Below are 14,515 nucleotides of genomic sequence, written 5' to 3'. Positions count from 1 at the left end.
AAAAAGAAAAACACTGTATTCGGGAGAAAAGAGCCGTGAAGAGGGATGCTTGCTCCTTGCAGGAACAGTGGCAGACGTTATATCGGGACAATCATGGATGGCTCTGTCGCCTGCTCCGCCGCAAGCTGGGAAATTCGTACGATGCAGCGGATTTGGCTCACGATATTTACCTCCACCTCATCAATAAGGGCCATATTCCCGCGGCCAGCGAATCGCGCCGTTATTTGATGCAAATAGCCAAAGGCAAACTGATCGATCTCTATCGCCGGCGCAGTCTGGAAGCCCGCTACCTCGAACGCCAAACCCAGCAACCTGCACTCAGGGAACCTTCCGAAGAGACCCGTGCACTGATGCGCGAAGCTCTGGGGGCTGTCGATATGGCGTTGCAGCGCAAGCCACCCAAGATCCGCCAGGCACTGCTGCTGTCGAGACTCAATGGTATGGGCTACCAGGACATAGCAACCGAACTGCAGGTCTCGGTCTCTTCCGTTGAGAAGTACATAGCCCTTGGCCTGCAGACCTGTCACCAGTGCGAACCAGACGCGGGACGCTGAACTTTCTTTGGTCGTAAAAAGATTCATTTGAGGTTTTTATCCACCCGTTCGGAAAACCACAAGAGACGTGTCAGCCCAATGCAAACGAGACGGTGGGACATGGCCGCCATCACCCCACAGTGGAGAAGTATTCATGAAGGTAGACGACGAGTTCATCCTTGATTCCAAAGCCGCGGGTCCGATTGCCCGAGTCCTTTCACCTATCCGAGGCCGGCTGCTGGCTGCCGCCCTGCTCGCCGCCGTTGGTTCCATGCTGACACTGGTTCCCCTGGCGGGTATCACCCGGATTGCACAGCTGGTGCTCGACCAGGAGGGTGCTGGGTGGGAACTTGGAGAACTCTGGCTGATTGTCGGTGCCAGCCTGGCGAGTCTGTTTCTGGGCATGACGCTCATTTCCGCGGGCGATCTGGTCGCTCACCTCGCCGACAACCGCATCACTGGCTATCTGCGTCAGGCGCTGACCCGCCGCCTGGCCAGAGTGCCGCTTGGCTGGTTCACGGCCCGGGCATCGGGTGAAGTGAAACAGGCGATGCAAGATGACATAGGCACACTGCACAGCCTGACGGCCCATTTCTTCACGACCATGGGACGCAGCGCCGGTGCCGTTGCCATCTCGATTGCCTACCTGTTCTTCATGGACTGGCGCATGGCCATCATCTCGCTGCTGCCCTTTCCCCTCTTCTTCCTGTTCTCAGCCAGGGCGCACAGCGCCAGCGCCGCCAACATGCAGCAGTTCGGTGCCGGCATGGCGCGGATCAACAACGCCGTGGTCGAGTTTGTCAGCGGCATTCCGGTAGTGAAGGCATTCGGTGTTCAGGGAAAGCTCCACAGCAGCTACCGCGAAGCCATCGATGCCTTTGCCGATGCCTTCAAGGCGTTTACCCGCCCCCTGGTCAGCGCCATGGCCAATGCCAACGCCATCATGGCGCCAGCCTCTGTGCTCGGTGTCGTGCTGGCCGGGGGCGTAGTGCTGGTCAGTGCCGGCTGGATAGCGCCAGCCGATGTGCTGCCATTCGTGCTGGTGGCCCCCGGGCTTTGCGCCCCCCTGCTGCTATTGAGCTACCTCACCCATGACCTAAACAATGCGACCGGCGCTGCCCAGCGGGTGCATGCCTTGCTGCTGACTCCCGTGCTGGACACCACTGCTGCAGCCGACTCCCGGCAGCCGGCAAACGGGGAGATCCGGGTCGAGCAACTGAGCTACGGCTATGACGATCAGGTACAGGTGCTGACCAACATCAACTTCACCCTGCAGCCTGGCACTGTCACCGCCATTGTCGGTGCATCCGGTTCGGGGAAATCCACGCTGGCACGCCTGCTGCTGCGCTTCTTCGATCCGGATGCAGGGAGGATCACCCTTGGCGGGGTCGATCTCAGACAAATGGACAGCGCCCGGCTCTATCGACACATCGGCTTTGTCTTGCAGGATGTGCGCCTCATTCACGCCAGTCTGCACGACAACATAGCGCTGGGTCGTCCGAACGCCACCCGGGCAGAGGTTGAAGCCGTCGCACGGCTCGCCAATATCCACGATCGCATTCTGGCGCTGCCGCATGGATACGACTCAGTAGTCGGAGAGGATGCGCAGCTCTCCGGTGGGGAACTGCAACGGGTGAGCATAGCCCGTGCCCTGCTGCTCGACCCACCTGTGCTGGTGCTTGATGAAGCCACGGCGGCGGCCGATGCCGACAACGAGGTGAAGCTGCAACAGGCACTCTCGGCCTTTGCTCATGGCCGTACCCTGGTCGTCATCGCACACAGACTCGACACCGTCATGAACGCCGATCAAATCCTGGTGATCGACAACGGTACCCTCTGCGAACAGGGCAGGCACAACGAACTGCTGGCACTCAATGGCCGTTATGCCCGCTTGTGGGCCCAGGGCCGCTATGACAAGGCCATTCCCGTAGAGAAAAGACAATCCCCTGAGCATGAAGAGGCGGTCCCCCAATGCTGAAGACCTTTGTTCGTCTGCTGGACGATGACACTGCAATATTGCGTCGCTATGGCTGGCTGGCAGTGATCTACAGCCTCTGTTGCGGCCTCACCATAGTCACCCTGATCCCAGTGCTCAGGCACTTGTTGCTGGGAGAGGTAAACGGCGCAGCCAGCTGGCTGTTCGTCCAGCTGGCGGGGGTGGTGCTCTGCTGGTACCTCAGGCGCAAGGTGGAAAAGGCGGGGATAGCGGTCGGCATTGCCGTCCTCCAGACGGGTCGCCATCAGCTGGGCGAGCATGTCGGCAGCCTGCCCATCGGCTGGTTTACCCCTGCCAACACAGCCCGGCTCAATCACGCGGCATCACAGGGGATGATGGAAATAGCCCAGCTCCCGGCCCATGTTTTTACCCCGCTGCTGACCGGCTCCCTCATACCCCTGGTAGTGCTGGCGGCTCTGTTTGCCATCAACCTGACCCTGGGGCTGGTGGCGCTGGTCGCCCTGCCGCTCATGGTGGGGGTGTTCTGGTTCACTGGCCGCCTCAATCAAGCGGCTGACCTGAAGTTCCACCACAATGCCGCCTCCACCAGCCAGCGCATGGTCGAGTTCGCGCAGGCACAATCCGTGCTGCGAGCCTTCAATGGCGAGCGCGGCGGTACCCGCTTCCTCGAGCAGGCCATCTCGCAGCAACAGCAATCCGCCAAAAAGCTTATCCAGCTCACTGCCCTCTCATCCGGACTCAATCTCTGGGCGGTGCAAGCCGGCTTTGCCGCCCTGCTGATCGCCGCGACCCTGTGGTTGCAGGGAAATGCAGGCGCTGGCGTGGACAAAGAGGGCCTGATTGCCGCCCTGGTGGCTCTGGTGCTGATAAACCGTTTCATCGATCCCTTGCTCGATGTGGCCAGTTACAGCGATATCCTGCGCAGCGTCCGTGGACAGCTGGATGCCTTGCGAGACATCTTTGCGCAAGCTCCCCAGTCGGCCCCGCACTCACCACGCATCCCGACCGATGCCTCGGTCGAGCTGTGCAACGTCAGCTTCCGGTATGCCGCAAATCAATCCTCCGTGCTCAGTGGCGTCAGCCTGAGAGTCGAACCAGGCAGCATGACAGCGCTGGTCGGGGCATCCGGTTCGGGGAAAACCACCTTGCTGAGGCTGATCGCACGCTTTTTCGATGTCAGCCAGGGAGAGGTCAAGGTGGGTGGCGTGGATGTCAGGGAGATAACCGGCGACGCACTGGCCAACCAGATCAGCCAGATTTTCCAGGATGCCTACCTGTTCCAGGGCTCGATTGCCGACAACATCCGCATCGGCAAACCGAACGCCAGCGATGAAGAGGTGTTGATCGCGGCAATGCAAGCCGGGGTGAGCGAGATCCTGGAGCGCCTGCCCCAGGGTCTGGCAACTCAGGTGGGTGAAGGGGGGGCCCGCCTCTCTGGCGGTGAGCGGCAACGTATCTCCATCGCCCGGGCCCTGATCAAGGATGCCCCCATACTGCTGGTCGACGAGGCCACGGCAGCCCTGGATGCGGAGAACCAGGCCGCCATCGCCGAGGCGCTGGCGCGTCTGCGAGGGAAACGAACCCTGATTGTCATCGCCCACCAGCTGTCGACGGTCGAGATGGCAGACCAGATACTGGTACTGGAAGAGGGCAAGGTGCGCGAACAGGGCACCCATGCCGAACTCAGCCGCCAGTCCGGTCCCTATGCCCATTTCCTGGCACAACGGCAAGCCGCCAAGGGATGGCGCATCACCCGCACCGTCCGTGACGAGGCCACCTCTTGAGACCAGCGGTACTGCCCACCCTCCTGATCCTGCTCAGTGGCCTCTCCCTGCTGGTCGGGGTCAAACAGATATCCCTGGCGGCGCTCTGGTCCTTCTCGGGCGACAGCTGGCTGACCCTCACCGCCAGCCGGTTGCCCCGACTGGCGGCACTCCTGCTCACCGGGGCCGGCTTGTCGGTGTCCGGGGTCATATTGCAGCAGATAGTGCAAAACAAGTTTGTGGAACCGGCCACCTCGGGTGGGCTGGATGCCGCCAAACTCGGCATCCTGATTGCGCTGACCCAGCTCCCCTCAACCGGCACCACGGGGCGGATGCTGGTGGCGCTGGTGTTCTGCTTTCTGTCCAGCCTGCTGTTCATCGCCATCATACGGCGCATTCAGTTCAAGAATACTGTGCTGATCCCCGTGATTGGCCTCATGTATGGCAGCGTGCTCAGCGCCATCGCCGAGTTCTATGCCTATCGGCACAACATACTGCAAAGCATACAGGGCTGGCTGCTGGGGGATTTCTCCAAGGTGGTCGAAGGCAATTACGAGATCATCTACCTGATCCTGCCCATTACCGTGCTCACCTACCTTTATGCCCATCGCTTCACAGTGCTGGGCATGGGGGAAGAGGCGGCCACCAGCCTGGGACTGCGCTATTCGGCAACGGCGGCATTGGGATTGGTGCTGGTGGCGGTCACGGTAGCCGCCACCGTCATCACAGTCGGGGCCATCCCCTTCGTCGGTCTGGTCATTCCCAACCTGGTGGCCATGCATTACGGTGAGCACCTGAAGAAAACCCTGCCCATCGTCGCCATGAGCGGCGCCCTGTTGCTGCTGGCGTGCGACATTCTCGGCCGTCTGCTGATCTACCCCTTCGAAGTGCCGATAGGCTTGACCGCAGGCAGCGTGGGGGGCGTGCTGTTCCTGTCGATGATCCTGTGGAGACGCGCATGAAGCACCTGTTGATCCCTTATGGCATCTGGGCGCTGGTGATAGTGCTGGCCTTGCTGTTTCTGCTGGTGGGGTCGGATCTGGACTTCGACTATGTGATCCCCCAAAGGTTGATGCGTCTTGCCGCCATCGGGCTGGCGGGCATCTGTATCGCGCTATCGGCTGTGACGTTTCAGACACTGGCGGGCAACCGGCTCCTGACTCCCGCCATCATGGGCTACGAGGCTGTCTATCTGCTGCTGCAAGCCGTACTGGTACTGACGCTGGGCAGCCAGAGCCTGATCCTGCTGGACCGGCAGGAAAACGTGCTGCTGTCACTGCTGTTCATGCTGGGCTACTCCTGGATAGTCCATCGCTGGCTGTTCAGGGAGGGGCAGACCAACCTCTATCAGCTGCTGCTGGCGGGCCTGGTGCTGACCATGGTGCTCGGCACCTTTACCCAGTTCATCCAGCTCAAGACCAGCCCGGGTGAGTTCTCTATCCTGCAGGGTTTCAGCTACGCCACCTTCAATCGGGTACAGCCCGGACAACTGCTGTTCGGCGCCGCCTTGATCACCCTGGTCGGCATCATGACCCGCCGACGACTGGCGGTGCTGGATGTGCTCTCCCTGGGCCGTGACCAGGCAATCTCGCTGGGGGTGGATTACCGGCACACAGTGCGGCTGCAACTGGCCCTGATCGCCGTGCTGGTGGCCGTCTCCACCAGCCTGGTGGGCCCAACGGCCTTCATGGGGGTATTCGTGGCCAATATCACCTATGCGCTGGCACGCACCTTCCGCCACAGGGTCACCCTGCCGCTGGGCTGCGCCATTGCCATCGCCATTTTTATCGTCGCCCAGTTTCTGGTGGAGCAGCTGTTCAACTACCGCACCACGGTCAGCATCCTCATCAACCTGGTGTGCGGCACCTACTTTCTCGCCCTCATGGTCAAAACGAAAGGCACCCCATGATCACCCTGGAGCATGTTCACAAGACTTACGGTGACAAGCCAGTGCTGCGCGATGTCACCCTGGCCTTTCCCGCCGGCCAGGTCACCTCACTGATCGGGCCCAATGGCGCAGGCAAGAGCACGCTGCTGATGTCGATTGCCCGGCTGCTCACCGTCAGCCGGGGCAGAATTCTGATGGACGGGATCAATATCGAGCAGATCCCCACCCGCGACTATGCCAGACGGGTCGCGACCCTGCGCCAGTCACCGGACGTCGGGCTGCGCCTGACCGTTGACGAGCTGGTCTCTTTCGGGCGCTTCCCCTACAGCCAGGGAGCCCTCACCCGCCAGGACCGGCTGGCAATCGATGACGCCATTGATTTTCTGGCCCTTGAGCCGCTGCGCAAGGCCTATCTGGATGAGCTCAGCGGCGGTCAGCGACAGATGGCGTTTCTGGCCATGACCATTGCCCAGCAGACCGACTGCTTGTTGCTGGATGAACCCCTCAACAATCTGGACATGAAGCATGCGGTCAACATCATGCAGGCCATACGGCGCCTCTGTGATGAACAGGGCCGCACCGTCATTCTGGTGGTACACGACATCAACTTTGCCGCCAACTATTCCGACCACATAGTCGCTATGAAAGCAGGCGCCATCGCCCACAGCGGCCCGGTTAGCCAGGTGGTCACCCGTGCCTGTCTGCAAGACCTGTATGAACTGGACTTCGAGATACTGCCGAGTCAAAACGGCTTCGTCTGCAACTACTTCAACCCATCCCTGTCAGGAGAATCGCTATGAGGATGAACAAGGCACATGCAGTACACGGAATATTGCTGGTGGCGGCCGCTGGCCTGATGGGGTGTGATGACGCCTCATCAGGATCGGCGGCACAGACACCCTCGGCAAACGATCCCATTGTCACTGTCGAACACCAGCTGGGTACGACCCGGATAACCCACCGCCCGGAGCGGGTGGTGGCTTTCGACATGAGTGAACTGGATACCCTGGATCAGCTGGGCGCCCCCGTGGCGGGCATCGCCAAAGACTATGTGGCTCACTTCCTCAGCAAATACAAAGACGATCCCAACGTCATGGATGTGGGCACCACCATACAACCCAACCTGGAGCGACTGCACAAACTCAAGCCGGATCTCATCCTGATCTCCCCCCTGCAAGCCCAGAGTTATCAGGAGCTGAGCCGGATAGCGCCGACCCTGCACTACGACATCGACATGACCAATCACCAGGGGCATGTACTGGAAACCGCCAAGGCTCACCTGCTCACCCTCGGGAAGATACTGGGTAAAGAGGAGCTGGCGCGCGAAAAGGTTCAGCAGATAGACGACAAGATAGCCCAGGTGCGTGAAGTGACCCGGAACCGACCGGAAAAGGCCTTGATAGTGCTGCACAATAACGGCGCCTTTACCTCCTTCGGCACACACTCACGGTATGGCTTCATCTTCGATACCCTTGGGGTTCAGCCGGCGGGTCCTGACAGGGAAACAGGCACCCATGGGCAGCCCATCTCCAACGAGTTCATCCAGCAGGCGGATCCGGACATCCTCTATGTGATCGACAGGACGGCCGTGATGGAGCGACGGGCGGCACTCAATGCCCAGAGCCTGGATAACCCCCTGCTGCGCCAGACCAAGGCGTGGAAAAGTGGCAAGGTCATCTTTGTCGACCCGGAAACCTGGTATCTCTGCACGGCCAGCGTGACCTGTCTGACCCGTATTGCCGATGAAGTGATGACGGGCTACCGCAGCTGACAGGATCACGTTGTTTGCCCGGCTGTCGCGGCTGAATCACTGGCCGTTATGCTGCCGGGCCACAAAGATACAAATGATATTCATTTTTATTTGAGGGTTGTAAAGTCTCGTTCGGAAAACAGAAGGAGACAATCAATCACCTCCTCGAATAGAAAGGAATCCTGAATGTTAAAGCCCCATCTGTTGCATCCTGCAGCGCTCGCCCATCCCCCTCTGGCACAAACCGTTTCCCGCTTTTCCTTGAACAAGCTGGGCGTGGCCGCACGTCTGACCATTCTGGCCGGTGTCAGTGGCACACTGCTGCTCGGCCTTGCCCCATCGGCGCAGGCCCAATCCCCGGAGCTGTCGGTCACGACCACAAAAAACCTCAGTATCCCGGCTGGCTCTCTGGCCCAGGCGCTCAACACCTTCTCGTCCGAGACAGGTATCAGCCTGGATCTCGATGATAAAGCCCTGCAAGGGATGACCAGCCCCGGGCTGGCAGGCCAATACAGTCCCCCCCAGGGTCTGGCCCTCTTGTTGAGTGGTCACGATCTGGTGGCCGAGCCTGCGGGAGAGGGACGCTACAAGGTTCGCCGACAAGCCGGGGTCAGTGCCGATGAGGTCATGGTGGTGCAAGGGCGTCAGACCTATGCCGGTGGCCAGGTGGCCTCTGACAGTCGGGTCGGATTGCTTGGCAACAAGCACTTCATGGATACCCCTTTCAACACCGTCAGCTACACAGAAGAGTACATAGAGAACGAGCAGGCACAGGATATCGGCTCCCTCACCGGTGCCACCAATGCATCCATCTATGTGCCGAGCAAACGCAGTGTCTTCGAGACCTTCTACATGCGTGGCTTCAGCACCACGGCCAGTGACATGACCTTCAACGGTTTGATCGGCATGGCGCCCAACATGCGCAGTTCGACCGAGATGGCCGAGCGGGTAGACGTGCTCAAGGGCCCGTCCGTGCTGCTCAACGGCATGCCGCCAGACGGCAGCGTGGGGGGCAGCATCAATATAGTGCCTAAACGCGCCGGCAAGGATCCTCTGGCCAAGGTGACCGCCACCTATGAATCAGACGGGCTCGGCGGCGTGCATCTCGATCTGGGTCGCCGTTTCGGGGAAGAAAAACAGTGGGGGGTGCGCTTCAATGGCGTCTACCGCGATGGTGACACCCCGGTCAATGACCAGCAGCACAAGATGGAGCTGACTTCCATTGGCCTCGACTGGCGCAACGAGCGGGCCCGCGCCTCCCTCGATCTCTATCGGCAACATGAAGAGGTGGATGGGGTCAACTACTTCAGCATCTTCTCCATCGCCAGCACTGTCACCCAGCTGCCCACAGCCAAAAAGGGCGACTATTCACTGGCTCCGGCCTGGGCCTACACCATCAATGACACCAGGGCAGCCGTATTGCGGGGGGAGTTCGACCTGACCGACTCGCTGACGGCCTTTGCCGCATGGGGCCAGCGAGAGGGGGGATACAGAGCCCTGATCACCCGCAATACCCTGCTCAACAATGCGGGGGACATCAATGCCATGGCCATTCGCTCCGAACGGGACGGCACCCAACGCTCGGGCGAAGCCGGTCTGCGCGGTAACCTCGGCACGGGCCCTGTCGATCACGCCTGGTCACTGGCTGCCACGCACTACACCTCGGAGCTCAGCTTCAAGGATCGCATGTATCCCAACCACACAATCACCAACTATGACCACCTCGATTTTGGCTCGGCCCCCGATCAGAGCGGTTTTGGCGCAGTGACGTCCAGCAGCGACGCCAAGCTGGAAAGTGTCGCCCTGGTGGACACCCTCTCCTTCCTGGACGGGGACCTGCAATGGACAGTCGGCGCCAGACACCAGATGGTGGAGAGCACCAACTATGGCGCCAGCGGCGCGCAGACCTCCCACTATGACGAGAGCCGGCTCTCGCCAGCCACCGCCATCCTGGTCAAGGTACGGGATGACCTCTCCCTCTATACCAACTACATAGAGGGGCTGGGCCAGGGGGGCACGGCGCCCACCACGGCCAGCAATGCGGGTGAAATCATGAAGCCCTACCAGACCAAGCAGTATGAGGTCGGCGCCAAGCTGGATCTGGGTCAGTTCGCCCATACACTGAGCCTGTACCAGATAGCCAAACCAAGTGCCTACACGGATCCGGTCAGCAATGTCTATGGGGTCTACGGTGAACAGCGCAACCGGGGGATTGAATGGGATCTGTTTGGCGAGCTGACTCCGGAACTGCGCCTGCTGGGGGGAGCCTCCTATACCCAGGCCGAGCTGACCAAGGCCCTCAACAAGGCCAATGAAGGCAACCAGGCGACCGGGGTGCCAAAAGTGATGGCCAAGCTGGGGCTGGAATACGACCTCGCCGCCCTGCCCGGGCTCACGCTGACCGGCAATACCCAGTTTGTCGGCAAGCGCTATGTCACTGATGACAACCGCATGTCGCTCTCCCCCTACACCACCTTCGACCTGGGGGCCCGCTACACCACCAAGATTGCCACCAAGGAGGTGACGGTACGAGCCTCGGTGCAAAACCTCACCAATCATGCCTACTGGCTCGGCTCCTGGAGCGGTGGCGACGGCAGCGGACTGTCCGGCGGACTGGGTTCTCCACGTACCTTCCTTCTGTCCACCTCACTGGCATTCTGAGTTGGCTGTCTGCCTCGGCACATGAGTCGGCGCCAGCCTTGAAACAAAGAGCCCGGGATTATCCCGGGCTCTTTTTTGTCCATTTGTCATCCACACACCTAGAGGCGGCGCAGGCACCACATGAAGTAAGCGCCCCCTAACAGGGTGGAGACCAGCCCGACCGGCACGTCCTGCGGGAACAGGATCTGCTGGCCGATCCAGTCCGCCGACACCATCAGCAGGGCGCCGGAAGCGGCGGCACCGAGCAGGTGCCAGCGCGCCCGTACCAGTCCCATCAGCTTGGCCATGTGCGGGGCCAGCAGACCAACGAAGGAGAGCGGCCCCACCACCAGGGTGGCGCTGGCGGTGAGCACGGCCACCAGCAGCAGTATGGCGAGCTGGGCACGGTTGAGGCGAATTCCCAATGCGGTTGCCAGTGCCGGTCCCATGGGCAACAGATCGAGCCAGCGGCTGATGAGCAGGCAGGCTGCCAGCATCAATACCGCCAGTCCCACCAGTCCATAAGCCACCGGCAGGGTGACGTAATAGGTAGAGCCGGACATCCAGGAGAGCAGTTGCTGCACCCGCATATCGCCGTTGGCCAGCGCTATCGCCTGCAATGGTTCGAACAGCGCCGTGATGGCGATGCCGGACAGCAGGATCCGCTCCGGCTGGAAACCATGCTTGCGGTTGACCAGCACCAGCAGCAAGAGGCAACCGAAAGCCCCGATCAAGCCCCCAAGCAGCATCATGGGTAATGGCAAGGCAGGCAACAGCAGTGCCGTCGCTATCACTCCCATGAAAGTGCCGCCACTCACCCCCAGCAGTTCCGGACTCGCCATGGGGTTGTTGCTGACCCGCTGCAGCAGGGTGCCCGCCAGCGCCAGCAAGATCCCGGCAGCCCCCGCCGCCAGAGTGCGCGGCAGCCGCCACTCCAGCTGGGCCTGCCACCTGAGCCAGCTTGGCCAGCTCCAGCCGTGCATTCCCTGACCGAACAGCAGAGAGCCTATGATGGCGAGCCCCAAGCCGAGCAGCAGCAAGGTGATCAGGCGAGTCGGGGCCGGATGTCGTGCTACCAGCAAACCGGTACTCGCTTTGGGTGTGCCCGACTTCAAGGAAAGTCGCGGGATCAACCAGAGCAAGAGCGGCGCCCCCAACAGAGCCGTCATGGCACCGGTCGGGATCAGCATGGGCCAGAATCGACTGCCGGATTGCAGCAACAGATCGGTGGCCGCCAACAGCAGAGCCCCCAGAACAGGCGCCCACAGCAGCCGCTGACCGAGCTGGCGGATCCCCAGCAGCCGCACCATGGCCGGTGCGGCCAACCCGATAAAACCGATCAGCCCCACCACGCTCACCACGCAGGCGGTGACAAATACCGCCAAGCCAAGCCCCGCCAGTCGCAAGCTTTGAAGGGAGACCCCCAGACTGCGGGCACTGGCATCATCCAGTTCAAGCACAGCCAGCGGGCGCACCAGCACAGCCGTCAGTCCCCCCGCCACCAGCAGCCGTGGCAGTAGGTAGCTCACACCGTTCCAGCTATTCTGAGCCAGAGAACCGCTGCCCCACACCAGCAAGCCTTTCAACTCCTCCTGAAAAAACAGCAGCAGCCCCATGCTGATGGCCGCCAGATAGAGGTTGATCACCAGCCCCGCGAAGACGATGACGACGGGATTGAGCTGACGGCGCCAGGCCAGGGCGAACACCAGCGCCATGGCGAGGCTGCCACCGGCCATGGCGATCCACTCCCGCCCCAGCAGCAACCAGGAGGGAACAAACAGGGTCACCATCATCAGCGCCAGCTGGGCGCCGGAGGCCACCCCCAGTGTGGTCGGCGAGGCGAGCGGGTTGCGCAGCACCTGCTGCATCAGGGTGCCGGCCAGACCGAGGGCGGCTCCGGCCAGCAGGGTCACCGTCAGCCGGGGCAGCCAACTGAAGTGCACCACGGCCTGACGGACATCATCCAGATTGGGCGAGAAGAGGGTCTGCCACCAGAGCGCACCCGGCACCTGGCGGGCCAGCTCCCAGCAAGCGAGCGAAAGGGTCAGCCCCAGCAGGATCAAGGTCGGTCGCTGCAACGGGGATGGAAATATATGTTTCATTGGCGATCTCCCCTGGCATCCTTCTGTAATGCCTCGCTGAGCAAGGTGGCGAAGCGACGGGCGGCGAGTACGCCACCGAAGCTCCAGACTGCGGGTAGATGCAGTACCGGAGCCTGTTGCACCAGCGGCAAATGCTGCCACAGACCGGGCTCCTGCAGCCGTTCGCTCACCCCGACCGGAATGGGATCCACTACCACCAACCTGGCCTCCGGTATGGATAAAAACTGCTCGAGACTGGCCACCGAGAAGCCCCAGCCATTAGTTTCTCCCTGCCAGGCATTGCGCAGGCCGAGTCGCTGCATCACGGCCTCGAACAGGCTGTGGCGACCGAACACCCGCACATGTCGCTCATCGATGAACTGCACCACCAGCAGGGGCGGCAGCTCCGCCGGCAGGGTCTGTTTCATCTGCTCGAGATCCCGATTCAAATCGGTCAGCAGCACGTTCGCCTCGGCCGTTTTGTTTACCAGCGCCGCTATGGTCAGGGTCGCCTCATGGAGCTGCTGCCACAGATCGGTTTGTGGATCATAGAGGGCGATGGACTGCACGGGGGCGATGCGGGACAGGGTCGGTGCCAGCGGCGCCGCCAGCGGGGATATGAGGATGCGATCGGGTTTCAGCTCCGCCAGCAGCTCGCGATTGGGCTGAGCCCGCAGGCCTATATCCACCACATCGGCCGGCAGCAGCGGCTCGCCGACCCAGGCTCGATAGGCGCTGACATCCCCCACCGCCAGCGGGGTCACCCCGAGCGCCAGCAGGGTTTCGGCTATGGTCCAGTCGACGGTGGCAATCCGTGGTACCTGTGTGCGCTCACTCGGCCGAGCGGTATCGGTGGCGGCACTCTGGCTCGCCGGACTGGCCTGCAATACCAATGGCGCCAGCAGGCAGAGCAGCCAGCCGGCCCTTTTCAATGAAGATATCAAGATAGCTGTCCCGGCTAGATGATGGCGATGGCATGGGCATGGGCCGGGTGGCGCATGACCTCCATCGGAATGCCATGGTACATGGAGTGCAGGGTCTCGCCAGTCTGCAGTGATATGGGTACAAATAAACTCATCAGGATAACAAGCCTTATCTAAACGATGGCGATGGCGTGGTCATGGGCCGGGTGACGAATGACCTCCATCGGGATGCCATAGATGGCGTGCAGGGTCTCGCTGGTCATGATCCGCTCTGGCTCGCCATGGGTAAGCAGACGACCCGAGTGCAGCGCCACCAGCCGATCGCAGAAGCGGGAGGCCATGTTGATGTCGTGAATGACTATGATGACGCCGAGGTTTAGCTGACGGCTGAGCTGCCTGACCAAAGTCAGCACCTCCACCTGATGGGCCACGTCCAGCGCGGCCAGCGGCTCGTCGAGCAGGATGAAGCGGCTCTCCTGGGCCAGCAACATGGCCAGCCATACCCTGCCCCGCTCGCCACCGGAAAGGGTATCCACCAGCCGATCGGCAAAACCTTCGGTATGGGTGAGAGCAATGGCCCTGTCGACCTGACGCTGATCCTCTGCTCCCATCCGGCCCAGCAGGCCGCGCCAGGGATAGCGACCCATCTCCACCAGCTCACGCCCGAGCAAGTTCTCGGCGCTCGGCAGGTGCTGGGGCAGATAGGCCACCTGACGGGCGAACTCCCGGTTGCCCCAATCGGTCAGCGGTTTGCCATCGAACAGGATCTCGCCCTCACTCAGGGGCTGTTGGCGCGCCAGCAACTTGAGCAGGGTGGATTTGCCCGAGCCGTTGTGGCCGATGAGGCCATAGACCTGGCCCTGCTTGAAACGCAGGTCCGTTGGGTGCAGCAGCGTGCGGTCGTTTACCGCGAAGCTGGCGGCTTTCATCTCAAACATAAGCTGTTCCTGTGCTGGCCTGATGCCAGTCTCATCGGTGCC

At 61.5% G+C, this 14,515-nt stretch carries 11 protein-coding genes; 8 read left to right on the top strand and 3 right to left on the bottom strand.

Translation table 11 applies throughout. The features are described from left to right. Positions 1–35: 35 nt before the first annotated feature. The 8 genes from ONZ54_RS22580 (at position 36) to ONZ54_RS22545 (ending at position 10,552) form a co-directional block, all read left to right on the top strand. Positions 36–554 (top strand): sigma-70 family RNA polymerase sigma factor, encoded by a 519-nt coding sequence (locus ONZ54_RS22580; RefSeq protein WP_271787209.1) that lies wholly within the window; start codon positions 36–38, stop codon positions 552–554. Positions 555–687: 133 nt separating this feature from the next. Then, positions 688–2,511 (top strand): ABC transporter ATP-binding protein, encoded by a 1,824-nt coding sequence (locus ONZ54_RS22575; protein ID WP_271787208.1) that lies wholly within the window; start codon positions 688–690, stop codon positions 2,509–2,511. Then, entirely contained in the window at positions 2,505–4,274 is a 1,770-nt protein-coding gene (locus ONZ54_RS22570; protein WP_271787207.1) for an ABC transporter ATP-binding protein, read from the top strand. The genes ONZ54_RS22575 and ONZ54_RS22570 overlap by 7 nt, the downstream gene beginning before the upstream one ends. Further along, positions 4,271–5,215, top strand: coding sequence for an ABC transporter permease (locus tag ONZ54_RS22565; RefSeq protein WP_059112332.1), 945 nt, complete (start codon positions 4,271–4,273; stop codon positions 5,213–5,215). The genes ONZ54_RS22570 and ONZ54_RS22565 overlap by 4 nt, the downstream gene beginning before the upstream one ends. 11 nt (positions 5,216–5,226) lie before the next feature. Beyond that, the gene (locus ONZ54_RS22560; RefSeq protein ID WP_309266942.1) at positions 5,227–6,162 is read left to right on the top strand and encodes an iron chelate uptake ABC transporter family permease subunit; all 936 of its coding nucleotides are present in this window, start codon (positions 5,227–5,229) and stop codon (positions 6,160–6,162) included. Further along, complete coding sequence (locus ONZ54_RS22555; RefSeq protein ID WP_271787206.1) at positions 6,159–6,941, top strand: iron ABC transporter ATP-binding protein; 783 nt, start codon at positions 6,159–6,161, stop codon at positions 6,939–6,941. The genes ONZ54_RS22560 and ONZ54_RS22555 overlap by 4 nt, the downstream gene beginning before the upstream one ends. A 2-nt stretch (positions 6,942–6,943) precedes the next feature. Beyond that, entirely contained in the window at positions 6,944–7,912 is a 969-nt protein-coding gene (locus ONZ54_RS22550) for a siderophore ABC transporter substrate-binding protein (RefSeq protein WP_236556365.1), read from the top strand. A gap of 165 nt (positions 7,913–8,077) precedes the next feature. After that, positions 8,078–10,552 carry a TonB-dependent receptor gene (locus ONZ54_RS22545; protein WP_271787205.1) on the top strand — a complete coding sequence of 825 codons (2,475 nt, stop codon included), beginning with the start codon at positions 8,078–8,080 and terminating at the stop codon, positions 10,550–10,552. A gap of 98 nt (positions 10,553–10,650) precedes the next feature. On the opposite strand, the gene fhuB is transcribed toward ONZ54_RS22545, so the two are convergent. The 3 genes from fhuB to ONZ54_RS22525 all read right to left on the bottom strand — a co-directional run bounded on the left by fhuB (position 10,651) and on the right by ONZ54_RS22525 (position 14,473). After that, a complete protein-coding gene (gene fhuB, locus ONZ54_RS22540; protein ID WP_271787204.1) occupies positions 10,651–12,633 on the bottom strand; it encodes a Fe(3+)-hydroxamate ABC transporter permease FhuB in 1,983 nt (660 codons plus the stop codon). Further along, positions 12,630–13,544, bottom strand: coding sequence for an ABC transporter substrate-binding protein (locus tag ONZ54_RS22535; RefSeq protein ID WP_416995600.1), 915 nt, complete (start codon positions 13,542–13,544; stop codon positions 12,630–12,632). The genes fhuB and ONZ54_RS22535 overlap by 4 nt, the downstream gene beginning before the upstream one ends. Before the next feature lie 164 nt (positions 13,545–13,708). Then, on the bottom strand, positions 13,709–14,473 hold the full coding sequence (locus ONZ54_RS22525; protein WP_271787203.1) for an ATP-binding cassette domain-containing protein: 765 nt from the start codon (positions 14,471–14,473) through the stop codon (positions 13,709–13,711). Positions 14,474–14,515: the final 42 nt, after the last annotated feature.

Source organism: Aeromonas salmonicida, assembly GCF_028355655.1.
GTDB classification, from domain to species: domain Bacteria; phylum Pseudomonadota; class Gammaproteobacteria; order Enterobacterales; family Aeromonadaceae; genus Aeromonas; species Aeromonas salmonicida.
Note: the sequence above shows the minus strand (reverse complement) of the source record. Positions and strands in the feature narration are given on the sequence as shown.

Coding starts and splice junctions, on each gene's coding strand:
- ONZ54_RS22575 (WP_271787208.1), top strand. CDS start 688: ATGAAGGTAGACGACGAGTTCATCCTTGATTCCAAAGCCGCGGGTCCG.
- ONZ54_RS22570 (WP_271787207.1), top strand. CDS start 2,505: ATGCTGAAGACCTTTGTTCGTCTGCTGGACGATGACACTGCAATATTG.
- ONZ54_RS22555 (WP_271787206.1), top strand. CDS start 6,159: ATGATCACCCTGGAGCATGTTCACAAGACTTACGGTGACAAGCCAGTG.
- ONZ54_RS22550 (WP_236556365.1), top strand. CDS start 6,944: ATGAACAAGGCACATGCAGTACACGGAATATTGCTGGTGGCGGCCGCT.
- ONZ54_RS22545 (WP_271787205.1), top strand. CDS start 8,078: ATGTTAAAGCCCCATCTGTTGCATCCTGCAGCGCTCGCCCATCCCCCT.
- fhuB (WP_271787204.1), bottom strand. CDS start 12,633: ATGAAACATATATTTCCATCCCCGTTGCAGCGACCGACCTTGATCCTG.
- ONZ54_RS22525 (WP_271787203.1), bottom strand. CDS start 14,473: ATGTTTGAGATGAAAGCCGCCAGCTTCGCGGTAAACGACCGCACGCTG.